This window comes from Alteromonas sp. S167 (genome assembly GCF_036864375.1).
GTDB lineage: Bacteria > Pseudomonadota > Gammaproteobacteria > Enterobacterales > Alteromonadaceae > Alteromonas.
In genome coordinates this window covers 410,664-435,648 of sequence record NZ_JAZETR010000001.1, presented here as the reverse complement: position 1 = coordinate 435,648, position 24,985 = coordinate 410,664, and the positions used below count along the sequence as shown (strand labels likewise).

Sequence of the window (24,985 nt, the reverse complement as noted above, 5' to 3'; positions counted from 1 at the left end):
CCTCGATTAGCTTGGTATTTTAGCCTTCGTATACTGGCCCTTTCCAATATTCCAGCTGGTGTTTGCAAACCTCCGACTCCTTGAAGAGGGTGAAGACTTATCTTGCGTTGAGTAATCTCAAAAAAACACTGTATCAGTGGGCTCAAATTGTGGGTCATAAAGCAACTTTCATCTTTGCCGCCCCCATTCTTTCCCCCCCATTTCTACTAACCTAGATGCAGCCCGTCGAAAGGAAAAAGCGAGATCATTGGCGGATGAAAATTGTGCTAGTGACACGCCAACTCGCCCTGTTGCCGACCACTCGTAATATTTCCCGTCTTTAGTGCGGATCATGGTCGTCGCAAAGGAACTCGAATTCCCCCCTTTGTCGTTAACAATTAATTCTCCATCACCATCATCGCTCTCGACGTGCGCTTCAAAGTCGACAAACAACTCGTTAAGCGGAACCTGTGCCGCCAGTATCAAACGGGTGCGAGCTTCATAACACGCATCAATAAGGGTTACGAATCGTCGTGCTTCGTTAAGGTGGTTAGCGTTTAGTTGAGGTACATGGTCAACAATGAGCACCGGAAACCGGTGACAAAGGGAAATATAATCGGACGCACCAAGCGGTTGATAGCACAACTCGGAAAAGTTGAACCACGCGCACCTATCATTCAATCGACTCACTTGGACAGTGCGACCAAAGTGGACAGATATAACCTCGGCCTGCATTCCAGATGCAGTGCCACCAAATATGTCCTCTAGCTGCGCCTGTATGCTGTTTATTGTGTCGCCATCATTGTTTGACCAGAAATAGGATTGGCCACTCGCTTTAGTTTCGCGTCGATAATCTGTTTGCGAACCCTCCATGGAAACAATGTCTAACGTGTCTTTCAACATGTCGATGAATGGCAAAAAGAGGGAGCGGTTTATGCCTCCCTCATACAAAGTATCGGGGGAGCGATTCGAGGTGGCCACCACTACAACATTCAAACTAGTTAATAGTGAAAACAGTCGTTTCAAAATCATGGCATCGGCAACGTCTGTTACTTGAAATTCATCGAAACAAAGCAGCTGGGCTTCTTGTGCCAGTTGTTGCGCAATAATAGGGAGTGCGTCATCTCTTGGATGCTTTTGTTTGTAGACAAAGATTCGATGATGAACCTCTAACATGAATTCATGAAAGTGAACACGGCGTTTGGTTATTTTAGACGCATTAACTAACGCGTAGAAAAGGTCCATTAGAAAGCTCTTACCCACCCCAACCGGGCCGTGGATATACATACCTCGAGGTGGCGGACCATAGGACCACAAATAAAACTTATTTTGAAAAAAAGACTGGGCAGATGCCAAAGCTTGCTTAAGTAGAAGTAACAGTGAACTGCGGCTTCTAGAGCCGCTGTCTGTCGATTTGTCGATGCGCACAGGTACTGGTGGGAGTGCGGTGAGAGACTCATACAGAGCATCGAGTTTTGCCGCTAGAGCAAATTGTGCGTTATCTTGTCGAACCTCGCCCGCATTTACCTTGCGTTCGTATGCCTCTGTTACTAGGCCTGTGGAGTTAGACTGCCGCTCGACACGATGTTGTACTGCTATATTATTCATCACCGTCTTCATCATGAACTTGATGAGGTTATCAACCTAATGGTTTTATCAACTTAATTTTTTGATCAACACGGTGAATAGGTACGCTAAATTTCTGTATAGGTATCAAATGAATTTGTATTAAAGACTTGAGTTTCGACGGTCAACTTAAATAAGGCACAAGACGGATAGATTAAACCACTCCTAAAAAAGAATGAAAATAATCCAAATTACTTATTGTAAATAATTCTCATTTACATTATCTTGTAAATGCCTGTTCGACGTTGGGTAAAAAACGGTCTTGGCTTAGCGTCGTAGAGGGATAGACGCCCGTCTATCCCTCTTTTTTTCTTGTACTAGTACACTTACCCATACTTTTATTGGTCATTAAGTCGTGAGATGTTTGACTTAGTTATCGCAAACATTTACGTAAATAACTTCATAAACCAACCTTTTTGAAGATCTTCTTCGCAGGTTTTAAGCTGTGTTGCATAACGTAATGAACGGGCTTTAACCTTAGATGCCACTTTCTTTAACCAAGGCTTCTTATCATAGCTACGTCTTTTATAACCGCCCCAGCCTTCGTGGTAATTCAAGTATTGTGCGTAAGCATCCCATTTAGACACGCCATTCACTTTCTGAGACTTGTAGATAAACCATCCCATAAAGTCGATGGCATCTTCGAAGTCGTCGCGATCTGCGCCACTGTTACCTGACTCGCGAATATAGTCGGCCCATGTAGGTGTTTTTGCTTGAGAATAACCATAGGCAGAACTTACGCGGCCCCATGGAATGAGCCCAAAAAACACATAATCGCGGGGTGGAAGCGCATCATGTCTAAACGAACTTTCTTGATACATCATGGCCATTGGCACGTGAATGGGTACTCCCCATTTATCTCGAGCATCAGCAGCTGCATCATACCAATCGTCCTTTTCGTAGAAAATTTCGCATAAATTACTTATATCTTTAGGAGGTGTAGTTGCACAGCCCGCGATAAGTAGCGGAAAAAGAACGATGAAAGTTGATAAAAAAATAACCAGTTTTTTGAACTTTTGGTTCATAGCTTGTCTTAATTAATGTTCTAGTAAAATGTGTGTTTCCCTGGAACCCTTCTATGCCTGACCCTTGTCAGGCATTTTTTTTGCCGGTGCTTCAGCGAAATAGTCGCGTATAAACGTATCGAAGTCTTTATTATCAGCCGCTTCAATCTCTTTCTGCGCCTTAAACGACACCTCAGCCTGTTCCGCAAACCCTTTTTCATCGGTAAAGGTATAGCTAAATTGCTTCATTTCCTGCTGATATTGTTGGGCAAGTTCTAAACCTAACACACCGTTGTCTTTATCGCTTTCAAGTAACCGTTTAAGTAATTGGCCAGACGGCGTTAAATCAGGGTTACCCACTTTTTCAAATTCAGAGTCTACTGCACGTGAGTAACGGTCGGTGTCGTTAGCTTTATCTAGGAGGGTTGCAGCCTGTTTAAAGTAGCCAAACAACGTGTCACACCATTGTGGCAGTGAAATTTCCGCGCCGTTGTTCGACAACATAAGTTCAGGGTTTCTTCCCTCAAGCACCACTTTATTCATGTTCTCTTTGGCTTCATTAAGCTGCACTTCATCAAGCTCGGCACTTGGAATTAGCAAGCAAGATAATAAGAACACATCTAGGAAATCAAACTGGGTTTGCGTTATGCCTATCGACGAGAATGGGTTTACATCTAAGGCACGTACTTCAATGTAATTGATACCGCGGCGAACAAGGGCGTCGGTAGGCTTTTCCATCGACTTAGTAGGCTGTTTCGGACGAATAGGTGAATACAGCTCATTTTCAATTTGAATAATATTACGGCTAAGCTGCTGATAATTGCCCTCTTCGCCTGCAGCAAAGCTACTAAAGCGTGTAGACGGTGTTGTCATTGCGCTTCTTAATAAATGTACGTAATTATCTAGCTCGTTATAACAAATCTTCAGCGACGATTGTTCTGCACTGGTATAGCCTAAATCGCTCATTCTAAGTGACGTGGCATATGGCATATAAACAGTGCCTTTTCCTACTTTCTCAAAGGGTAATGCATGTTGCTTACCTTTTAAAAATGAACCGCAAAGTGCTGGAGACGCACCGTATAGGAATGGGATTAGCCAGCAGAAACGTCGATAATTACGAATAAGGCCAAAGTAGTCGGCAGACGTTTGCTCTTGTGAATGCGCTTTACCGTTTAACGATGCCCATTGCGCCCAGAAACTGTCTGGTAATGAGAAGTTAAAGTGTACGCCTGCAATGGCCTGCATCATGCTGCCGTAACGGTTTTTTAAGCCAATACGGTATACGCGCTTCATTTTACCCACATTCGATTCGCCAAAATAAGCAATGGGAATGTGCGCTTCATCATCGATGAAACAAGGCATACTTAACGGCCAAATTTGCTCTTCACCAATGTTATCAATTACGTATTTATGAATGTCTTTAAGTTGCGCAGTTGTTGTTGCTGCGCTGCTTTCAGGAGGCGTAATAAACTCTAACAGTGACTCTGAAAAGTCTGTCGTTATCGATTCATGTGTAAGTGCTGAGCCTAACGGCTGAGGGTGCGGAGTTTGCGCCAGCGTACCATTGGGGTTAATTCGCAGTGCTTCTCGTTCAACACCACGCTTGATATCTTTAAGCGAAGATAAAAACTCTGAAGACTGAAGCGCTTCAATACGCGCCTCAAAACGGGTTGAGTTTGCAGTCAAAATGATGGTCCGTTATGTCATTATTGCCCCCAGTTATGGGGGGCAATAGTGTAAATTCAACAAAAATCAATCTATCAGTTTAACGCTTCTCGCGTGTTGCTCTCTACTGATAACTCGATAATTGGCATTGATAACGCGTTTAACTGAGGCAAAATTTTCGCTTTATCGCCCACTACAATAATTTGCATCTGTTCTATATTCAAATATTGCTTGGCAAGCGCATCAATGGTGTCTTTATCAATGTTGTTGATAATGTCGAGCTGCTCAGCGCGATACCCTTTCTCTAAATCGTAACTTAGCAACTGACGAAGGAAGCGCGCCTTACTGGTTGGTGTTTCAAATTCTAATGCATCGCTTAACGTGTAGGCGTTACGCATGAATTGAATTTCTTCTTCTGTAACCCCTTCCGTTCTATACAACTGAATCTCTCGTAGAATTTCAGCAATACCTTCTGCGGTATTGTTGGCCGTTAAATCGGTGCTTACTTCAAACCAACCCAACGTTTTACCGCCAATAAAGCCGCTATTTGCACCATAGGTAATGCCTTTATCTTCTCGCAGATTTAGATTAATGCGGCTGTTAAAAGCACCACCTAGAGGGAAGTTCATCAAACGTGTTTTAAAATGGTCGCCTGTGGCATCGAACGGCAGGCTGCGGTCAACAATGTACACCACAGACTGAACCGCTTCTGGGCTGTCTACCAAGTAAATGGTATTTTCTTGGTACTCAGGAAAGGCACTGTACTCGTTAAACTCGTAATCATTACCCTGCCACTTAGCTAAAAAGTCTAGATTGCTTAGCACAGCTTCTTGAGGCAAGTTGCCCACCACTACAATGCTTGCTTTCGACGGAGAATAGTACTGCTGGTAATAGCGTTTAATATCATCAAGCGTAATGGCGTTTACTGTATCAATAGTGCCTTCATCAGGCAGACTTACTCGGTTTTCAGCGCCAAACAACACTAAGTCGCGAGCACGCTTAGCAATACTCGATGGTGTTTTCGCTTGCTGCTGCAGCCCTTGCAGCACACGCTCTTTCATTCTATCGAAATCGGCCTGAGTAAAAGCAGGGTTAAACAGCTTCTCTTTCAAAAGTTCAAGCGTTGCATCTAAGTGTTTAGTTAACGTAGAAACGTAAATTTGAGAATAACGGCCGCCGGTGCTGAAGCTTATTGAACTACCTAACTTGGCAAGCTGATTGGCAAGCGCTTCGTTAGAGTAATTCGCCGTGGTTTCATTCATTAAAAGTGCAGTAAGGTAAGCGGTGCCTGCTTTTTCGCTGGTATCCAGCAACATGCCGCCATCTAGACCGATTGTCATGGTAATAGTAGGCGTTTCATCACTGGTCACACCAAGCACTTCAATACCATTACCTAGCTTTGCTTCCCAAAAATCGGGCACGGTTACCACAGGCGCTGGTCCTGCGTTAGGGATTTTGCTTCTATCAAAGCTTGAAGGTGCGCTTACAAACGTTTCGTCTGATAGGGCGTTGTCGTTTAACTCAGTGGCGTCGCTTAACGATTCAGGAATATTGCGTATTGGGCGTTCGAAAGTAGGCTTTGCGGCAGCAAGCTGAGGCTGACCTTTAGGTACAACGCTAAGCACAACGCTGTTGGTATCTTTAATGTACTTCTTGTACACACGCATTACATCCTGTGCAGTTACCGCGTTATAACGTGCTATATCATCGGCTATTAGGTCGGGAGTCTGATGAAAAGTTTCACCTGCTGCTAGCGCAGATACTTTACCCGATACACTTTGTAGGCCGAATACTGTACGCGCTTCAATTTGCCCTTTTGTACGCGCTAGGTCATCTGGCATCACGCCTCGTGCTTCAAACTCGTTTAACGTGTCGGCCATCACTTTTTCAAGCGTAGCAAGCGACTGCATTTTTGCTGGATTACCTAATGCGAGTAATTGGAACTCGCAAGCCAGTTCTCTACAGGGGTGTGAAACGACGGCTTGAACGGCTAACCCTTCTTTTACCAGGTTCTTGTAAAACAGAGACGTTTTCCCACCGCCTAAAATATCAGATAATACATCTAACGGCGCTTCGTCTTCATGCCTTGCATATACCGTTGGGAAGGTAATTTGTAACAGCGGCAGGTGCACTTTATCTTCCAGCGTCATGTAGCGCGTTTCAGACAATGTAACCAGTTCTGGCACTGGTTCTTCAACTTCAGGGCCTGTAGGAATGTCGCCAAAGTATTTCTCAACCCACTCCTTTGTTTTTGCAACATCAATGTCGCCGCCAATGGTTAACACCGCATTGTTTGGTCCGTACCAACGTTTAAAGAAGGCTTTTAAATCGTTTACATTTACGCGGTCTAGGTCTTCTACGTAACCAATGGTTAGCCAAGAATAAGGGTGCCCTTCTGGATACAGCGCTTCACCGTTCAGCTCGAAACGCAAGCCGTAAGGCTGATTGTCGACACGCTGCGCTCGCTCATTTTTCACGGTTTCGCGCTGGTTTTCGAACTTTTCTTGATCGACGGCTTCAAGCAAGTAGCCCATTCTGTCTGATTCAAGCCACAGCACTTTTTCCAACTGATTAGCAGGAACAGTTTCAAAATAATTGGTTCTATCGGTATTTGTAGTGCCGTTTAAATTGCCACCCGACTCAGTGATAACTTTGAAGTGCTGTTCATCGGCAACGTGTTTAGACCCCTGAAACATCATGTGCTCAAAGAAATGTGCGAAACCTGATTTTCCCACTTCCTCGCGCGCCGAACCAACGTGATACGTTACGTCAACGTGGACGAGTGGGTCTGAATGGTCTTCATGAAGAATGACGGTTAAGCCATTTTCTAGCGTGTACTTTTCATAATCTATTGATACGGTGTTGGCAGCTTTTGGCGTTTCAACATGCGCACGCTGGCAACCTGAAACCGCTAAAATACCAAGCGCAATTACCAGCGAACTGAGGGTCAGTTTTCCTGACATGACTATTCCTTTCCTATTCAACACACCTTTATGAGTGTGGCAATAACCATACTAATTTTCAGAAGATTACCAGACTTTTAAACGGTTTACTTCGTCTGACTTTGCTATGATTGTATTAATTTATGTAATTCTGAAATACACTAGCGAATAATCATCTACACTAGTCACTGGTTATTCCAGTTGATTGCGCTTATTGGTAGTCATTGGCAGATAAAAAGGCCGAGTTTGAACCGTAAGCAATAATGAGGTTAAAAGGAACGTTTAATGGATCAGTCGACAACAGTACTCGATATTGACTTTGGAATGTCACAGCTTAGCGGTAACAAAACGCTGTTGTTTACCCTTCTAGGAAAGTTTACCGAAGAATACCGCTCGATTGACGCAGATATTCAAACACATGTAGAAAAAGGCGAGTTCACAGAAGCCTATTCTCTTGTACATACCTTAAAAGGTGTTACTGGTAACCTAGGGTTATTTGCCTTACATCATGCAAGTAAGCCTATTGAAAGCAGCTTGCGAAACGATCAGCGTATTTCCGACGATTACCCAGCGTTCATCGCTTGTGTAGATGAAACCATGGCAGCGGTAGATGCACTAACAGCAGAGCCTGAAACAAATAGTCCAGCAAACGCGCCTGTAAATAGTGCTGCGGCTGAACAAGCGAAAACACAGCTTTTAGCGGCACTTAAGGCCAGTGAATTTATTTCACAAGAACGCCTTGATTCATGGCTTGTCAGCCTTTCTCTTCCCAACGATAAACAAGCTGCAATTGTTGATGCTGTTGACGAACTAGACTACGAAGCCGCTATAGCTGAATTAGAAAATAGCTAGTGCAAGACCTGTGTATCTTATACAACAGCGATGACCTTGTTGTTGTGAATAAACCTTCGGGTATCGGCATGCACGATACCCAAGCCGTCCAAAATTCATCACTTACTTCGCAGCAATTTCCTTCGACTGAAACTAGTGCTCAAGAAACACTCACTATTCCAGGTATAGTAACGTTGCTTAAAAAGCAGCTGAATTTGTCGCAACTGCATTTATGCCATCGCCTTGATACCGGCACATCGGGCTGCCTTTGTTTAGCTAAAAATGAACGGACTGCCGCTGAAATAGGCGAGCTGTTCAAAACAAGAGCGGTGGGTAAATACTACGTAGCCTTAAGCGAGAGCAAGCCTAAAAAGAAGCAAGGCGCAATAATTGGCGACATGAAAAACCGACGAGGCGGTCAAAGGATTTTGCTAAAAACTACTGAAAAGCCAGCTATTACGCAGTTTTTCAGTCAATCTGCTAAGCCTGGCGTGCGCGGCTTTATCGTAAAACCCTTTACCGGAAAAACCCATCAAATTCGCGTTGCGCTTAAAAGTATAGGCGCTCCTATTAATGGTGATACACTTTACGGAGGCAATAATTCAGAACGACTCAACCTTCACGCATGGCGCTTAATGCTGCCACTAAAAACTGGGCTGATTAGCGTAAGCGCAAATATTGAGACTCGCATTGCCTTGTTTGAGAAAAACGGTTTTACCTTGATGCAATACGAAGATGGCTTTGCAGACCCGCAAATACAAGAGTGGTTTTCACAGCTTCAGCCTCCCGAAAATTTACCGTGGCCAAACTTACCTAAAGGTTTAAGCCCATTGAAGGGAGAGATATTAGAAGAAGCCACTGTGGATAAACTGGCAGCAAAGGAGCCTAACTAGTGGCAATGCTGCATATCGTTGGTGGCGGCGCTATTGGTTCGCTAGTGGCTGCAGGGGCGCAAAAGCATGGCGTGCCTTATCAACAATACCCTCGAAATGTTAAAGATTGCCCGTCTTCTGCGGTATGGCTTAACGGCGAAGTTGTTACCTTGCAACCAGCGCGCTCTATTCCTTCAGTATTACACGCTGATGATGTACTCGTATTGCCTTTAAAAGTGTATCAGATGTCACAAGCACTTCACTCTTGGCTACCCTATTTAGTAAACCAACCTACTGTGGTATTGCTACATAATGGAATGGGCGGCGCAGAAATAGCAAATGATGTGCTTGGCGCCGATTACCCGCTATTGTTAGCAACCACAAGTCATGGTGCGCTAAAAAAAGAAGCTGAAAATGGCAGTGTTATCGTTGAGTATACGGGGACAGGTGAAACGCAAATAGGCGCGTTAGACGTGCAAACTTTTAGCCGCTCTAATGAAACTTCTACGACATTGAATTCAACGCTTTCATCCAAGCTCAGTTCTAAGCTCTATTCTAAACTTCCGTCAAAGCTTAGCGATGCCATAGCACTTATCAGCGCAGCGTTACCCCCTACCCATTACTGTGACAACATTCAAAAAGCGCTTTGGAGCAAACTTGCCGTAAATGCCGTTATCAACCCGCTTACTGCAATAAATAATATTCAAAACAAACATATTTTAGACGCGCAGTTCGATAAACAACGACAAGCTATTTGTGCAGAATTTACTGCGACCGCCAATGCTTATGGTTTTTCATTTTGTGAGAAGCAGGTGCATGAGCGTGTTATGGCAGTGGCAAAAGCGACAGGCGAAAACTATTCAAGCATGCATCAAGATATTGTTAATAAACGGCCTAGCGAAATAGGCGCTATTAACGGTTATCTTGTAGAAAGCGCCAAGCAAAAAGGCATCGCAACGCCAACCAACACGCTACTGATTCAGAAAATAAAAGAGATTGAAGCGCAGTTTAATAAAAACATTAGTATGTAAGTTAAAGGCTGTAGAATTTCCCGAAAGCGAGATCAAAAAAGGCGAGATTCAATCTCGCCTTTTTCATTTTTTGTCTAGCATTTGCCTAGCAATACCCAGCAACGTCTTACTACGCTTCCTGCGGTTTTACTAAGTAAGCGTTACCTTACTCTTCAGACTCAGACGCGTCTTTGGTCGCTTGTGGTTTCATGTGCGGGAACAAAATAACGTCTTTAATGGTTGAGCTGTCGGTAAACAACATCGCCAAACGGTCGATACCAATACCCTCACCCGCTGTTGGCGGTAAGCCATACTCAAGCGCGCGAATGTAGTCATCGTCGAAGTGCATTGCTTCATCATCGCCCGCGTCTTTTTCTTCAACCTGCTTCGCAAAACGCTCAGCTTGGTCTTCAGGATCATTTAGCTCGCTAAACCCGTTAGCAAGTTCACGTCCACCAACGAAGAACTCGAAACGGTCAGTAATGAATGGATTATTGTCGTTTCTGCGTGCAAGCGGCGATACTTCCCACGGATATTCAGTAATAAACGTAGGCTGCATAAGCTGCTCTTCAGCAGTGGCTTCGAAGATTTCGCAAAGGTACTTACCTGCACCCCAAATACCGTCTACTTCAGGCTCTTTAATATGAAGCTGTTTTGCCATTGCTTTAAGCGCATCTAGGTTTGCTTCTGGGTCGCGAATAGCGGCTTCATTGGCTTCTGGCCAGTACTTCAAAATAGCCTCACCCATACTTAAACGGTCAAACGGCTTACCGAAGTCATATTCTACTTCGCTTGTTACGTTGCCATCTGCATCTTTCGTGGTGTTGGTGATTTTAGTGGTACCAAGAATATCTTGTGCTAGCGTGCGCAACATATCTTCCGTAAGGTTCATCAGGTCATTGTAGTCTGCGTATGCTTGGTAGAACTCAAGCATAGTGAACTCAGGGTTATGACGCGTTGATAAACCTTCGTTACGGAAATTACGGTTAATTTCGAATACTCGCTCAAAGCCACCTACAACCAAACGCTTTAGGTAAAGCTCTGGCGCAATGCGCAGGTACATATCGATATCTAGCGCATTGTGGTGAGTCACAAACGGCTTCGCCGTAGCGCCGCCTGGAATAACCTGTAGCATTGGCGTTTCTACTTCTAAATAGTCGCGCTCGGTAAGGTACTTACGAATGCCGTTTACAATCTTACTTCTGATCATAAAGGTTTTACGCGTTTGCTCGCTGGTGATCAGGTCAACATAACGCTGGCGATATTTAGTTTCTTGGTCGCTAAGACCATGGAACTTTTCAGGTAGCGGACGAAGTGCTTTAGTTAGCAATTCATATTGCTCCATGTTCACGTAAAGGTCGCCTTTACCCGACTTGTGAAGAGCTCCTGCTACGCCGATAATGTCGCCAATATCCAACGCACCGTATTGTGCTTTAAGCGCTTTCTGCGTGTCTTTGTCTGCGTAAGCTTGAATACGGCCAGTCATGTCTTGTAGTAACAAGAAAGGTCCACGCTTAGCCATAATACGGCCAGCAATGCTTACTTTGTTGTCTTGCTCTTGCAAGGTTTCCTTGTCGAATTCACCGAACTTAGCTTGAAGTTCATCAGCGTAGTTTTCACGACGGAAGCTGTTTGGGAAACCGTTTGCACGGCACTGCTCGCGAATAGCGCTTAGCTTTGCACGGCGCTCTGCAATCAATTTGTTATCGTCTGTTTGTTGGTCAGTCATAACCTTTCACTTCGTTGTTCGGTTTACAGCCCAGATTTTAGGCTGGCTTCAATAAATTTGTCCAAGTCGCCATCAAGTACGGCTTGAGTATTACGTGTTTCCACGCCGGTACGTAAGTCTTTAATGCGAGAGTCGTCTAATACATAAGAACGTATTTGACTACCCCAGCCTATATCCGACTTACTGTCTTCCATCGCTTGTTTCTCAGCGTTTTGCTTTTGCAGCTCAAACTCATAGAGTTTAGCTTTAAGCTGCTTCATCGCCTGATCTTTGTTTTTATGCTGCGAACGGTCGTTCTGACACTGCACCACAATACCAGTGGGTTCATGCGTTATACGTACCGCTGAGTCTGTTCTGTTAACGTGCTGACCACCCGCGCCTGATGCGCGATAAGTGTCGATACGTAAATCAGAAGGGTTAATTTCAATGTCAATATCGTCATCAATTTCAGGATACACGAAAGCTGATGAAAACGACGTATGTCGGCGATTTCCAGAATCGAAAGGTGATTTTCGGACCAAACGATGTACGCCGGTTTCAGTGCGCAGCCATCCAAACGCATACTCACCTTCTAGACGCAGTGTTGCACTCTTGATGCCAGCCACCTCACCTTCAGACACTTCAATAAGTTCTGTTTTAAAACCGTGAGCCTCGCCCCATCGCAAGTACATACGCAAAAGCATGTTTGCCCAGTCTTGTGCTTCAGTACCACCTGAACCAGACTGAATATCAATGTAGCAATCGTTGGTGTCGTTTGGACCTGAAAACATGCGTCGAAACTCTAACGTTTCTAACTGCTCAATAAGCCCCTGCAGTTCAGCTTCGGCTTCATTAAATGTGTCTTCGTCTTCAGCTTCAACGGCCAGTTCCACCAGCCCTTCTACGTCTTCTACACCTTGCTCTAGCTTGTGAATAGTTTCAACAATTTGCTCTAGCGCAACTTTCTCTTTGCCAAGCGCCTGTGCTCTGTCTGGCTCGTTCCAAACGTCAGGACTTTCTAACTCTCGGCTTACTTCTTCTAAACGCTCTGACTTTGCATCAAAGTCAAAGATACCCCCTAAGCGCATCGGTGCGCTCGCGGATATCTTTTATCGCATTGGTAACGGGGTTTATTTCAAACATAGACCGCTTATTTCGTAAAATTCAAGACCGCGGATATTAACGAATTTAAGGTAATTTTGATAGGGGTTGGCGCAAATATTGCCATCTTCTTTTGGTATGTATTAGAAGCGTTTTCGTTGAACGATAGGAATTGGCCGACAAATGACTTTCAACACAGCTTGTTAAAGCAAAACATGTCCATACTTATTGATTTGGCGGCGTTTTTAATTTCACGTTTTCTGTGCCGACTTACTTCTTACATGCACCAATTTGGAAAAAAATGTCACTAAATAATTTATCTTCAGCCATCATTGGCATACTTTTGAGCTTATTTATTCTAGCCATGGGCCCAATAGTAGATTGTAGCGATTTAGCGGGTTCAACCATGACACTTCAGTGTCCTGACGGCGCACCAGTATCATTAATGTGGCCGGCGCTATCGCTGCTTGTAGCGGCCATCGGCATTGGAAATTGGCTTTACAAGAATAGAGAGCGTTAACCCGCCCCAACGCTAAATAGTGCTGGATAGCACAATATCTCACCGTGCAGCACTGATTCATAACGAGAAGTCGTTATTGCAACGATTTCTCGAATACTTGAAGGATACGGCTTTTTTCGTAGTAGTCGTTTTTATGCAACGAAACTATTAAACGGCACAGGCAGTATTTCTTTTAACTTATATACCTTTTGTAGGCCCTGCAAATTACCCAAATAAATTGGCATTTCAGCGTCGTAAAATTCAGATATGACCTGTAAGCACAAAGCACATGGCGGTACTGGGTCTTTCTGATCTGCAACCACAATAAGGTATTCCATATCCTGTTTGCCTACCGCTGCAACGCCACTCCATATTGCATTTCGCTCGGCACAAATAGTTGCACCATAGCTAGCGTTTTCAACATTACAGCCATAAAAAACCTGCTCAACACCTTTGAATTTTACTGCTGCACCAACTTTAAAATGAGAATACGGAGAATAAGAGTTTTCTAGTGCCGCTAATGCGTTTTTGTACGCATCCACAACATCCTGACGTAAATTTTCGAGCAATGTTCTGTTCCACTTTTCAAAAGGGGGTATGAAGATTAATGAGTATTACTACGTAGTGCAATAGAAAACTGACCATTTGGACAACTTGTAGCCAAAAACATGATACTTGATCTTTTTTTATTTGGGCGTACACTCGTACGCTCAAATAGAGTACAAGTGTACGCTCAAATTATTAACTGTCGTTTTAACTCTTGTAAGGTCAAAGCACTTAGTGAAATCGCTTCTTTCGAAAATCAGTCATTCTCTTTTCCATCACTCAACATGGAAAGGTTATTGGGAGCCACTTGTTCAACGGTTTAAACCTGCGTGGCGAGATGGCCTATTTCGCGCACAAATAACAAGTGCAACCTACTTAAACCCAAATACACTTCAAATTTTATTATCGCCAGAAAAAAAGTGGCCAGTACATCTGGCAGGGCAGCATGTGTCACTTACTGTTGAGATCAACGGCAGGCTTACAACTCGTGTGTTTACTATTGCATCGGGAGCCAGTACTCATGCATTAGAAAATAAATTACGCTTGATCATTCGTATTAAAGAACAAGGGGCGCTAACCCCTCACCTACCAACACTTTCACCTGGAAAGTGGGTAAACATTTCAGCGCCCATGGGGCGTTTTGAACTACAACAAGATAAAGATGTATTGATGATTGCAGGCGGCTCTGGCATTACCCCCTTCATCGCAATGTTAGAAGACTATACATCGAAGCATGCAGCCAAACATAGCTCTAATGACTGTAATGAGCACCACAGCCGCCAGGCTTCTATGAAGCCAAACATTCACTTGCTTTACTACGCCAAGCAAGGCGAACACTTGCTTATTGATGAGCTCTCAAAAATTTCATCAAAGCTACCCAATTTTGCGTTTCGCTTACTCACTAAAGCGAATGACGGTGATGTTGAACGCTATTTACCTGAATTTAATACGTATGAGTGGATGGTGTGTGGCCCTCAATCACTGTATGAGCCAGTTTCAAAAAACGCTTTGGCAAATAATATTTCACTTGAAAGCGAACATTTTACTGCACTTTTACCAACCGTATTTGATAGCTCAGAAGAAGAGCAAACTTTCCTTATTCAGCATGACGACAAAGCGCTTCATGTTAACAACCAGCAATCGCTTCTAACTCAGCTACAGCAGGCTAGTGTGCCGGTAAATTATGGGTGTGGCATGGGCATTTGCCATCAATGCCAGTGTGTAAAGAAACAGGGAATTGTGCGGGATATGCGCACCGGCGAGTTGTCAGATAACGCCGAGGAACTCATTCAGCTATGTGTATCTCAAGCCGTTACTAATTTGGAGCTTCAATCATAATGACGAGTAAACGAACTTCGACAATAACACCTAATAGATCCAATAAGCCGGATTATGAAAAGCTAGCCAAGCAGCTAAACGCAATTAAAACTGACATTCGTGCACGCGTTGGTAATGAAGATGCTCAATATATTAAACGCGTGATTGTTTTACAGCGTGTCTGTGAGTGGACGGGAAGAATATTGCTTATGCTGGGCTTTTTGCAGCCGATTCTGTGGGCTGTTGGTGTGCTTAGTTTGGCTACTGCCAAAATTCTCGACAATATGGAGATTGGGCACAACGTAATGCACGGGCAGTACGATTGGATGAACGACAAACATATTAACTCTAAAGCATACGAATGGGACATTGCCTGTGATGGTGCTAGTTGGAACAGAGTGCACAACTACGAACATCATACGTATACCAACATAATAGGCAAAGATCGTGATTTTGGTTATGGGTTACTCAGGCTTTCAAGCGACTTTCGCTGGCGTGTTAAAAATCTTTGGCAGTTTGTTACTTACCTTTTGTTAAGCGTTTTCTTTCAATGGGGAGTGGCGTACCACGAAATGGCTGCAGAGCGTGTATTCTTTGGTAAGAAAAAAGACAATAGAAAAAACACAGTTACTCATGCTCAATTGAAAAAGCGCTTCTTTAGCAAGGGGGCCAGACAGCTTGTAAAAGACTACGTGTTATTCCCTTTGCTCGCAGGGCCTCTTTTCCTGTGGGTGTTTGCAGGAAATGCATTGGCCAATTTGTTGCGAAACTTATGGACGTCTACCATCATTTTTTGCGGCCACTTTACGGGTGACGTTGAAACCTTCAAAGAAGAAGATTGTAGGAACGAAACACAAGGACAGTGGTATTACCGCCAAGCCCTTGGTTCTTCAAACATAACTGGAGGGAATGTTTTTCATGTGCTTACTGGGCACCTTAGTTTTCAAATAGAGCACCACTTGTTTCCCGACATTCCAGCTCGCAGATATCGTGAAATGGCGCCTAACGTTAAAGCCGTGTTTGAAGAACATGGCATGCACTACAATACCGGTAGCTTCGTTAAACAATATTCAAGCGTGCTTAAACGCATATTGCGATATTCATTGCCATAAACACAATCATCAGCACGTGATGTACGTCAACAAGCGTGCAGTTAACTGTGATAAATAAAATAGCACTGGGAAGCGTTAATTCTTGGTGCTATTTATCATCTCGCGCCAGTTGAAACCCTAACCAGCCCGACATTGCGCTTGCGCCGGTTAAACACGTTCCCCATACCCAGTCGATGCTCATAATAAAAAGTGTGAAGCCATCAATAATACTGTAGGCGGTAAGGTTATAAGCGCCGTAGCTTGCCAGCCCCAACAGAGCGCCATCGATGCCCGCATAAAGCAGTGATTTATCGCGATTAGCGACTACCGCAAGTACAAAAACAACACACCCATACATTGTGTAAAATACTAGCCAAGGCCAGGTTATAAACTGGCTTCGTAATAAAGGTGCCATTTCAGTTTGATACCAGCTATCTGCCACTACACCTAACCATATGAAATCAAGCACACCAAAGCAGATAAAAATAGCAGCTAGCGATGTTACAATCGGCTTCGCGTAGCGTACGATGTTCGCAAGCATGTTTCCTATTCCTTATAAAAGTTCCGTTAATTATCAATAGTGTGTCATGGTTTACGTAGCAAGAATAGCACTGCATTTATTAAGCATTATTTTGTGTTCACGGTTATCCGATTTCATCTGATTAATCTACGCATAGCGTAGGCTCAGCAATGCCGCCCGACACATATGTTCTGCAGCCAAATAAATTTGTAGACTCTAAGCAAACTCCGGCTGTGGCCGTACCCGGTGCAACGGGTTCGTTAAGCGCAACACAAGCTACTTCACAGTCGCGACTACTTTGACAAGACTTACCGGCATCGCTTGCTGGTAAAACACAGCTTTCCTTTTGTTGTTTACCAATGCGTTTCCACTGCCCCGCATGTTTTTCGCACACCTTTTCAGAAGCGATAGAATACGCCTGCTGTACAAGCGGTAGCGATGTATCAACCGTCGCCTCTAGTTGTGCAGTTTCTTTGAGCGTAGGTATCTTCTCTGGCGGTTTTGCACCGCATCCTGTCAAACAAACGAATGCCAGAATAAGAAAAGTACCGGTGACTTTATTGCCAGTAAATGAATAGCGCATAGTAGCAATTCCTTTTATATTCTTTACGTCTGACCTATTTTTTTAATTAAGTTTCAATAAATTATAAAAGCTTATTACGCAAACTGATTGCTTGCGCTGTTCAAAGAAAATAAATAGATGAAATTTTATTTAAATTTACTAGGTCTATGTGTGCCTACTGTTTGCACTAATTAACGAATTGGACTTTTCATGTCATATGCCCAAACAAAAAACAGCGTAACCTTATTACTTACCTTTAGCTTTGCCGTTTTAGGTATTACGTTTTTACTAGGCGCTAATCCTCGGGCGTTAACAGCAACATTCGGCTTCTACGAACTTACCGACATGTTGAGTGCATCAACACTTAGTGTGCTGGCAGGCGTAGGCATGTTAAGCGTTACTATAACAACATTGGCTGCAAGAATAGGCGTGTTGCCAGCGATTGTTCCGGTATCAATTACGCTTATCACAGTAGCAGTTCCGCTACTCACTTTGCTGTCACCCACTCGCTGGATGGCCGATTTAGGCGGGTTTCCTATCATTGGCAGCGGCCAAGGCATAATAAAGTACTTTGCAGTATTACCGCTTGTTGCATTTCTATTTTTCAAAGACAAATTTACGGCGAAACAACATACTTTCATGAATTACGCCTCGGTTGCTATGGTGCTTTTTTGGATTGGCGGCATGAAGTTCTATGAATTCGAAGCAAACGGCATTGTAGGGCTTGTCGAAACATCTCCATTTATGTCTTGGCTTTACGATGTCTTTACTGTGCAACAAGCGTCAAACGTAATTGGTGGCTTTGATATCCTCTTTGCCATACTACTTGGTATTGGTATTTTCATACGCAACAAGCCGCTTCTTGTGATAAGCGGCTTGGCGTGTTTGTCTGTATTTGTAATGACGCAAACATTTATGTTTTCAGTACCCGGCACATTTAATGGCGACACGCTTGTTAACGGCCTAGGGCACTTTGTTATTAAAGATTTATGGTTTATTGCTAACCTCATCATTGTTGCTCACTACACATTAAGCAATGATAGTGCGTACCAAGCCAAGCTTTAATTTATAGTCCTACAGGCGTAATTTCAGTAATACTGAAATTATTCTTCTAACTGCAAGCTTACCCAAACTAATCGATGGTCTGAGCTTGCAGCCCTGTCTTTGACTAAACGATGCAGAGCACTTTGCTTTTCTGGCCAGAATACGCCAGCGTCGGTTACCGTCATGCCATATTTTGAAGGAAGCACATAGTCGGCTCTTGCTCCCCAATACGCGGTAAACCGGTTGCTGTAAGGTAAATCCGATGAGTTTGCTCCGCCATCACTTTTAGGTATAACCGAATTGTTTACCAGTGGATGTTCGGTTAGCTGCTCGATAACACCTTTTCGATACTTGTCACCAATATCCGCTGCGTTAAAGTCGCCAACAAGAACAAACCGTGAGTTTTCGCTAAGCGTCACCTGTTTGCCGTTATCATCGTAAATATAACCGCCTTTTTTAGGCGATAAATAATCTGCCATAAGGCGGATTTCATCGCTATTACGTTTTCCGTTTCGGTCTTCATCTCCGTCAAAGTTCGGAGGCGTTGGGTGCATTGCCAGTATATGTACTGTTTTATCTCCTACTACAACAGGAATATCCCAGTGCGATTTTGAGCTAAGTCGAAAGGCATTCCATTCATCATCAGAATACCAAGCGCTATCAGTACTTTGTTGATTTTCACTTACCAGCATTGGGCGCTGTGCGTTGGGCATATCTTTCCACTTAAAATACTGAAAAGTACGAATATCGTTTTCCTTAATGGGGTACTTCGATAAAAGAGCCATGCCGTACTGCCCTGGGTACAAACCATAACCGTATGCGTCATTGCCGTATTGCGTAGCTTCACCGTTATTGTCTAAGTCGAATGGTGTTGGTTGGCCGGTATTTACTGCTGCAATATAAGTATAAGGGTAATCAAGCGGCGCTTGCCCTTGTTGAGAAACGTTCAGATACCGAGTTACAAAAGCGTTTACACCACTCTTTTTATTTTGAATGTAATCGAATTCGTTAAGCAGAATAACGTCTGGGTTAACACGCTGTATAATTTCAGCAATGTTTTTTACTTGATCGTTGTCACCCGTACTCAGCACCTGTTGCAGCACCTTGTCGCTTGGCGGCATGTTTAGGTGGCGATAATTAGTTGCCTCCATACTTACATTGAATGTGGCGACCTTGAGGGGCTGTGAAAAAACAGAAAAAGGCAAAAGCGCTAGCAGCGTGAAAAACGTTATGGGTTTCATGAGGGTAGTTTTTGTTACATTATCACACAAACATACCAGAACGTGAGAGGTAAGCAATACCGCGGTTGCAAGTTCTTGTTACGTGCTGTCCTTACCATATAGCCTACACCTCCACGAAACTATTGCTCCATGTAACTAACGCCTCTACATGACTAACACGTCAGCATAACCAACACGCTATGAATTGATAAACACGTATACTTTTCAGCGCATTTAAAAGCAAAATAAACCAAACAAAATTAAATATTAAAAACAAAATATTAATAAAAACATGAATATTAAAATTTATTTCCAATAAAACCAAAGCTAGCGCACAAATTTAAACATTTATTCTATGTTTGCCCTGCTATTGTCAATAGCAGTGGTGTTTTAACATAAAGGTATGCCGTGTCTCATTGGGTTTCAAAAGCAATTCAAACTATAAATGCCGACTTTCAACGTTCAGCAGATACTCATCTTATAAAGCTAGATCAACTTGCCATTCAAGGAGTAGATGTCTATTTGAAGGACGAGAGCACACATCCTACAGGGAGTTTGAAGCACCGCTTAGCGCGCTCTTTATTTTTATACGCGCTTTGTAATGGCAAAATTCATCAAAACACAACGGTAATAGAGGCGTCATCGGGCAGTACTGCTGTGTCTGAAGCCTACTTTGCCAAAATGATAGGCATTCCATTTGTTGCAGTAATGCCGCGTTCAACGGCACAGAGTAAAATAGCGTTAATTGAACGCTATGGTGGTGAATGCCACTTTGTTGACTGCCCTACTCAAATGCATAGCGAAGCCAAACGGGTTGCCAATGAACTAAATGGCTACTTTATGGACCAGTTTTTATACGCAGAGCGCGCTACTGACTGGCGAGGCAACAACAACATTGCTGAAAGTATCTTCGAGCAAATGAGCGCTGAGCCACATCCCATACCGCATACAATTGTCATGAGTGCAGGCACCGGCGGCACCTCAGCTACTATCGGTCGCTATATTCGTTATAAAGGATTAACCACAAAATTGATGGTAGTTGATCCACAGCACAGCGTTTTCTTTGATAGCTTTTATCAAAAAGACCATACACTTACATCACAACGCGGAAGTCGTATTGAGGGTATTGGCCGCCCTCAGGTAGAGGCCTCATTTCAGCATGATGTTATCGATACTATGTTGCGTGTTCCTGATGCTGCAAGTATTGCCACAATGCGGTGGCTAAATGAAAAAATGGGCATTAAGGCTGGCCCCTCCACCGGTACTAATTTGTGGGGCGCGTTAAATGAAGCGCAAGCTATGGAAAAAGAAGGAGTAACCGGGTCAATTGTTACTCTTATGTGTGACAGCGGAGAACGGTATAAAGACACTTACTACAATACCAGTTGGGTGGACAATAATATTGGGGAAACCAGTGAGTTCGATACCACTCTCGACAGAATAAAGGTGGCGTAGGCCACCGTTAGATACGCGATGACTTAATAGTGTTACCTTGTTGCTCCTTTTTAGCCAAGAAGATTAATCAGGCACTAGAGCACTACATTGAGTGTGCAGTGATGTAATGTCAATTTGAAAGATATAGAGCGACACTAAAGTAGTACCGCTACTTATAGGCACTCAACAAATAGCGCATTGCATCAAAAGATGTAGAAAGCGCTGTAGTTTCTTCTGAGAGTAATGGATTTTGCAATCTAAGCATGGTTCTATTGGCCAAATCCAGTTCGTTATTAAGATGTTCTGTATCAACATAACTCTTAAAGAGTTTCAAAAAACTTCCATCTTCAACGGCAATTTTTAAACCTTTCTCTATGCGACTAGCAAGTTCAGGCTTCGCCTTAGACACGAAGAAGAAAATGTAGGAAGGATAATAGAGTACATAATTGGGCTCTATTACAATGCCCTTATTTTTAAGCGCTTTTTGCTCAACAATGGCTTCATTTAATGCTCTAGGAAAGTAATCTATACGCTCTTTTTTAAGCAGTTCAACAAGGAGGTCGTAAGTACTTGTGCCTAATACTAAAAAACCATTTGAGTGAAGAATCTCGTAGTCAGGCCAGTCATGCCCCTGCCCTGCCACCATTTCAGTAAGCGAATTACCTTTGTTGAGGACTGTGAAATTACTCAGGTTTTCTTCAAGTACAAGGGAAACCCGTAAACCCATAATACCGTTTAACAACGGCACTCTAACAGGAATTGCGGTGGTTTCTCGTTCCTTTGACGTTACAGTCCAAAAAACATCAATACCGCCTTTGCCCTCTAACTCTTTCATAATACGGCTTTGTACAAGACGTTCTTTAGTGAAAGTTAATTTGGCTTTACCGTATTCACTTTCAGTCTTTGAAAGTGCAAGCCTTAGCAGTGAGGTGTAATAGTCGTGAGAGTCATAGTCAAATTGGCTACCTGGGAGTGTTCTTACATGCTCGACGTGAGTATCAAATACTTTCAGAGTATCTTCTGATGAAGCAGCATCACTTTTAGCGCTTACAAATATAAAAGGCGTAAGAAAGAAACTTAAAGATAGATTGCGCCACATAGACTTTTTCATGGTTGGGCTTTGAGAAACTCTCTTACTTAATCCCCTTTTCGAAATTCTAGTCCAAAAAACTATGCCCCTCAAACTTTTACATTTTGAAATACCTTAAAACAATAATTAAACGTCTCTTTACCCTTTAATCATATTTGGCAGCTTTTATTTCATTGTTACTTAAAGTAGCGCTTTTTCTAGGCTGACAAATAATGGCAAGCAATAAGATGTTTTGAAACTCTGGTTTTTAACTATCGTTTTTCTAAGAAAAAAAGAGAAACGACACGATGCATGTAAGATGAGGGAGGTGTAGATATGGTAAGTTTTCGATATCCTTACCATATCCAATACTATAGAAAAACGTATAAAGCTTTTGACCTAAAGGGCTAGCCAGCCACTTTCTTGGCAAGTTCTGCGGTTTCCTTACCTAAGTTTTTAAGCTGTTTAATGGTTTTTTCATCTGAAATTTCACCACTATCATTCATTAGCGAGTCGACTTTCGCTATCGCTTTTTGATTTGGTACCACCATAGTGCCTAAGTTCTCAAGCAGCATACGAAGCACGACTAGAACGCGCATTCCACCTAAACCACCAGCAGATGCCGCCATAATACCCGCCACCTTTCCGCGGTATGCCTGCAGTGGTTTTTCACCTTCACCCATGCGCGACGCCCAATCAATGGCATTTTTAAGCAGTGCTGGATAGCTTGAATTGTACTCTGGAGACGCAATTAGAAAACCATCGTGGCTCATTAGTAACTCTTTAAACGCTTGCGCTTTTTCAGGTGTGCCATATTGCGCCTCTTCATCTTCGTTAAATATTGGCATTTGATAGTCTGCCAAATCGATGACTGTAACTTCAGCGCCAGCTTCACGGGCACCTTCGGCGGCAACTTTCATGATGGCTTGGTTGAACGAACCTTTTCGAGTACTGCCTGCAAAAGCAAGGATCTTAGTCATTTGAGTTTCCTGTCGTTGATATTTTTTAATAACCGATAAGTTAAGTTTAACTACCTGTTCCGCGGCAATTCAAACTTCAGACTACTTATCTTCAATACTTCTAACGTAAGAACATAAAAAAAGGCTGACAATAATTGCCAGCCTTTTCAAAATTATTATTTCAGTTGTACCGCGAACGCTACATTTTTTCCAGTGTTTCAATACCCAGAAGGGTTAATCCCTGTTCAAGGGTTTTGGCAACTAACGCTGACAATGCCAAGCGACTGTCGCGAACCTGCGGCTCAATGCCGTCTTTCAGCATTGGGCATGCTTCGTAGAATGTCATAAACGCAGAAGCGACATCATATAGGTAAGTACACAGCACATGAGGCGTTGCTTCACGAGAAACTAGACCAATAACCTCTTCAAATTGAAGAAGCAATACCGCCAATGCGTGCTCTTGTTTTTCAGCAATGTTGATACTTGCTGGCAATGCTGCCATATCAACACCTGCTTTTCTAAATAAGCTTTTCACGCGAGTATAGGCATATTGAAGGTACGGTGCTGTGTTGCCTTCAAAGCTTAGCATCGAGTCCCAGTTAAACATGTAGTCGGTAGTGCGGTTTTTAGATAAATCGGCATATTTCACCGCACCAATACCTACTTTACGCGCTACTTCTTCAAGTTCAGCTTCCGTTAAGTCGCTGTCTCGCTCAGCAATAAGCTTACCTGCGCGCTCAACGGCTTCATCAAGCAATTCAACAAGTTTTACCGTGCCGCCCGTACGAGTTTTGAATGGCTTACCATCATTACCAAGCATCATACCAAATGGGCAGTGTTCATAGCTTTGCGACGCTTTCATAAAGCCCGCTTTACGACCCACAATTTCAGTTTGCTTGAAATGTAGTGCCTGGCGAGCATCGGTAAGAATAAGGGTGCGATCTGCGTTTAGTTTGCCACTGCGATAGCGCATCGCCGCAAGGTCGGTAGTGGCATAAAGATAACCGCCGCCTGACTTCTGCACAATGTACACCGCAGGATTGCCTTCTTTATCAGCAAGCTCAGGAATAAACACTACCTGAGCACCTTGGTCTTCTACCGCGATACCTTGTGCTTTCAGGTCACTAATTACATTGGCTAAATCGTCGTTATAAGCCGACTCACCCATAATGTCTTTGCGAGTAAGGCTTACGTTTAGCTTGTCATATACTTCTTCAGAGTGTGCAATAGACACATCGATGAACTTTTCCCAAAGCGCTAGGCACTGGGCGTCGCCACCTTGAAGCTTCACTACGTATTCACGTGCACGATCAGCAAAGCCGTCTTCTTCATCAAAACGCACTTTTGCTTCACGATAGAAGTCTTCAAGATCAGAAAGCGCTGTTTCCGCCACTTCGTCTTGCAGCTTGTCAGAAAGGTGCGCCAAAAGCATACCAAACTGCGTTCCCCAGTCACCCATATGGTTTTGGCGAATTACATTGTGACCTAAAAACTCAAGTACCTTAACTACGGCATCACCTATAATGGTGGTTCGAAGGTGACCTACGTGCATTTCTTTCGCTAAGTTTGGCGATGAGTAGTCTACAACAATGTTTTGCTGCTCTGACTTTGTGATGCCTAGACGCGAGTCGGCAAGCGACGCTTCGCATTGGTTAGCTAACCAATCGTTATTTAAGTGCACGTTAATAAAACCAGGGCCAGCGACTTCAAGTTTGCTTGCAACGTCTTCAAGCTTTACGGTTTCAACAATTTTTTCTGCAATATCACGTGGCTTTTGCTTTAGCTGCTTTGCTAATGCCATAGCACCGTTAAACTGATACTCGCCAAATTCAGGTCGAGCGCTGCGCGCAACCGGCACTGGCGCATTATCTACGCCCATCTCTTTAAGAGCGTCAGTGAAACGGTTAACTAATAGTGCATGTATATTCATAATGTGTTTTGTCTTTTTAAATTTTTACTGGCTGTGCTTTTGCTAGCTTGCGTTTA

Annotated in this window: 21 protein-coding genes; 8 read left to right on the top strand and 13 right to left on the bottom strand. The window is 43.4% G+C overall.

Features of this window, described 5'->3' with window-relative positions; genetic code table 11:
• Positions 1 to 168 precede the first annotated feature (168 nt).
• From zapE to V7R35_RS01820, 4 genes are all read right to left on the bottom strand, one after another.
• Positions 169 to 1,587 carry a cell division protein ZapE gene (gene zapE, locus V7R35_RS01835; protein WP_334012933.1) on the bottom strand — a complete coding sequence of 473 codons (1,419 nt, stop codon included), beginning with the start codon at positions 1,585 to 1,587 and terminating at the stop codon, positions 169 to 171.
• 404 nt (positions 1,588 to 1,991) lie between these two features.
• Positions 1,992 to 2,630, bottom strand: coding sequence for a transglycosylase SLT domain-containing protein (locus V7R35_RS01830; protein WP_334012931.1), 639 nt, complete (start codon positions 2,628 to 2,630; stop codon positions 1,992 to 1,994).
• Positions 2,631 to 2,681: 51 nt separating this feature from the next.
• Entirely contained in the window at positions 2,682 to 4,295 is a 1,614-nt protein-coding gene (gene gshA / locus V7R35_RS01825; RefSeq protein WP_334012929.1) for a glutamate--cysteine ligase, read from the bottom strand.
• A gap of 74 nt (positions 4,296 to 4,369) precedes the next feature.
• Positions 4,370 to 7,237 carry a M16 family metallopeptidase gene (locus tag V7R35_RS01820; protein WP_334012928.1) on the bottom strand — a complete coding sequence of 956 codons (2,868 nt, stop codon included), beginning with the start codon at positions 7,235 to 7,237 and terminating at the stop codon, positions 4,370 to 4,372.
• A 264-nt stretch (positions 7,238 to 7,501) separates the two neighbouring features.
• On the opposite strand from V7R35_RS01820, the gene V7R35_RS01815 reads away from it, so the two are divergent.
• From V7R35_RS01815 to V7R35_RS01805, 3 genes are read left to right on the top strand one after another with little or no spacing between them, the layout of a single operon-like run.
• A complete protein-coding gene (locus tag V7R35_RS01815; protein ID WP_334012926.1) occupies positions 7,502 to 8,068 on the top strand; it encodes an Hpt domain-containing protein in 567 nt (188 codons plus the stop codon).
• The gene (locus tag V7R35_RS01810; protein ID WP_334012925.1) at positions 8,068 to 8,940 is read left to right on the top strand and encodes a pseudouridine synthase; all 873 of its coding nucleotides are present in this window, start codon (positions 8,068 to 8,070) and stop codon (positions 8,938 to 8,940) included. Before V7R35_RS01815 ends, V7R35_RS01810 begins: the two co-directional genes overlap by 1 nt.
• 5 nt (positions 8,941 to 8,945) lie before the next feature.
• The gene (locus V7R35_RS01805; protein ID WP_334013256.1) at positions 8,946 to 9,950 is read left to right on the top strand and encodes a ketopantoate reductase family protein; all 1,005 of its coding nucleotides are present in this window, start codon (positions 8,946 to 8,948) and stop codon (positions 9,948 to 9,950) included.
• A 145-nt stretch (positions 9,951 to 10,095) separates the two neighbouring features.
• Here V7R35_RS01805 and lysS read toward each other — a convergent pair whose 3' ends face one another.
• Together lysS and prfB are read right to left on the bottom strand one after the other, a co-directional pair.
• Positions 10,096 to 11,658 (bottom strand): lysine--tRNA ligase, encoded by a 1,563-nt coding sequence (gene lysS, locus V7R35_RS01800; RefSeq protein WP_334012924.1) that lies wholly within the window; start codon positions 11,656 to 11,658, stop codon positions 10,096 to 10,098.
• A 23-nt stretch (positions 11,659 to 11,681) separates the two neighbouring features.
• A protein-coding gene (gene prfB, locus V7R35_RS01795; protein ID WP_334012923.1) for a peptide chain release factor 2 occupies positions 11,682 to 12,780 on the bottom strand; the annotation gives its coding sequence in 2 pieces (ribosomal slippage) (positions 11,682 to 12,704 and positions 12,706 to 12,780; 1,098 coding nt in all).
• A gap of 259 nt (positions 12,781 to 13,039) precedes the next feature.
• On the opposite strand from prfB, the gene V7R35_RS01790 reads away from it, so the two are divergent.
• Entirely contained in the window at positions 13,040 to 13,258 is a 219-nt protein-coding gene (locus V7R35_RS01790) for a hypothetical protein (protein ID WP_334012922.1), read from the top strand.
• 131 nt (positions 13,259 to 13,389) lie between these two features.
• On the opposite strand, the gene cdd is transcribed toward V7R35_RS01790, so the two are convergent.
• On the bottom strand, positions 13,390 to 13,806 hold the full coding sequence (cdd, locus tag V7R35_RS01785; protein WP_334012921.1) for a cytidine deaminase: 417 nt from the start codon (positions 13,804 to 13,806) through the stop codon (positions 13,390 to 13,392).
• Between the two features lie 211 nt (positions 13,807 to 14,017).
• On the opposite strand from cdd, the gene V7R35_RS01780 reads away from it, so the two are divergent.
• Both V7R35_RS01780 and V7R35_RS01775 read left to right on the top strand, forming a co-directional pair.
• Positions 14,018 to 15,121: a flavin reductase family protein gene (locus tag V7R35_RS01780; RefSeq protein ID WP_334012920.1), complete on the top strand. Its 1,104-nt coding sequence runs from the start codon at positions 14,018 to 14,020 to the stop codon at positions 15,119 to 15,121.
• Positions 15,121 to 16,212: a fatty acid desaturase family protein gene (locus tag V7R35_RS01775; RefSeq protein ID WP_334012919.1), complete on the top strand. Its 1,092-nt coding sequence runs from the start codon at positions 15,121 to 15,123 to the stop codon at positions 16,210 to 16,212. The genes V7R35_RS01780 and V7R35_RS01775 overlap by 1 nt, the downstream gene beginning before the upstream one ends.
• Positions 16,213 to 16,300: 88 nt before the next feature.
• Here the strand turns inward: V7R35_RS01775 and V7R35_RS01770 are convergent, their stop codons facing one another.
• On the bottom strand, positions 16,301 to 16,732 hold the full coding sequence (locus tag V7R35_RS01770; protein ID WP_334012918.1) for a DUF2177 family protein: 432 nt from the start codon (positions 16,730 to 16,732) through the stop codon (positions 16,301 to 16,303).
• Between the two features lie 121 nt (positions 16,733 to 16,853).
• Positions 16,854 to 17,294, bottom strand: coding sequence for a hypothetical protein (locus V7R35_RS01765; protein ID WP_334012916.1), 441 nt, complete (start codon positions 17,292 to 17,294; stop codon positions 16,854 to 16,856).
• 189 nt (positions 17,295 to 17,483) lie between these two features.
• On the opposite strand from V7R35_RS01765, the gene V7R35_RS01760 reads away from it, so the two are divergent.
• A complete protein-coding gene (locus V7R35_RS01760; protein ID WP_334012914.1) occupies positions 17,484 to 18,338 on the top strand; it encodes a DUF417 family protein in 855 nt (284 codons plus the stop codon).
• A gap of 38 nt (positions 18,339 to 18,376) precedes the next feature.
• On the opposite strand, the gene V7R35_RS01755 is transcribed toward V7R35_RS01760, so the two are convergent.
• Positions 18,377 to 19,558 carry an endonuclease/exonuclease/phosphatase family protein gene (locus V7R35_RS01755; RefSeq protein WP_334012912.1) on the bottom strand — a complete coding sequence of 394 codons (1,182 nt, stop codon included), beginning with the start codon at positions 19,556 to 19,558 and terminating at the stop codon, positions 18,377 to 18,379.
• Positions 19,559 to 19,945: 387 nt separating this feature from the next.
• Between V7R35_RS01755 and V7R35_RS01750 the strand changes: the two genes are divergently transcribed.
• Positions 19,946 to 20,992, top strand: a complete 1,047-nt coding sequence (locus V7R35_RS01750; RefSeq protein WP_334012910.1) for a PLP-dependent cysteine synthase family protein — start codon at positions 19,946 to 19,948, stop codon at positions 20,990 to 20,992.
• Between the two features lie 148 nt (positions 20,993 to 21,140).
• On the opposite strand, the gene V7R35_RS01745 is transcribed toward V7R35_RS01750, so the two are convergent.
• The 3 genes from V7R35_RS01745 to argS form a co-directional block, all read right to left on the bottom strand.
• Positions 21,141 to 22,082 carry a hypothetical protein gene (locus V7R35_RS01745; RefSeq protein ID WP_334012909.1) on the bottom strand — a complete coding sequence of 314 codons (942 nt, stop codon included), beginning with the start codon at positions 22,080 to 22,082 and terminating at the stop codon, positions 21,141 to 21,143.
• A 365-nt stretch (positions 22,083 to 22,447) separates the two neighbouring features.
• A complete protein-coding gene (locus V7R35_RS01740) occupies positions 22,448 to 23,020 on the bottom strand; it encodes an NADPH-dependent FMN reductase (RefSeq protein WP_334012908.1) in 573 nt (190 codons plus the stop codon).
• Positions 23,021 to 23,198: 178 nt separating this feature from the next.
• The gene (argS, locus tag V7R35_RS01735; RefSeq protein ID WP_334012906.1) at positions 23,199 to 24,929 is read right to left on the bottom strand and encodes an arginine--tRNA ligase; all 1,731 of its coding nucleotides are present in this window, start codon (positions 24,927 to 24,929) and stop codon (positions 23,199 to 23,201) included.
• Between the last annotated feature and the right edge of the window lie 56 nt (positions 24,930 to 24,985).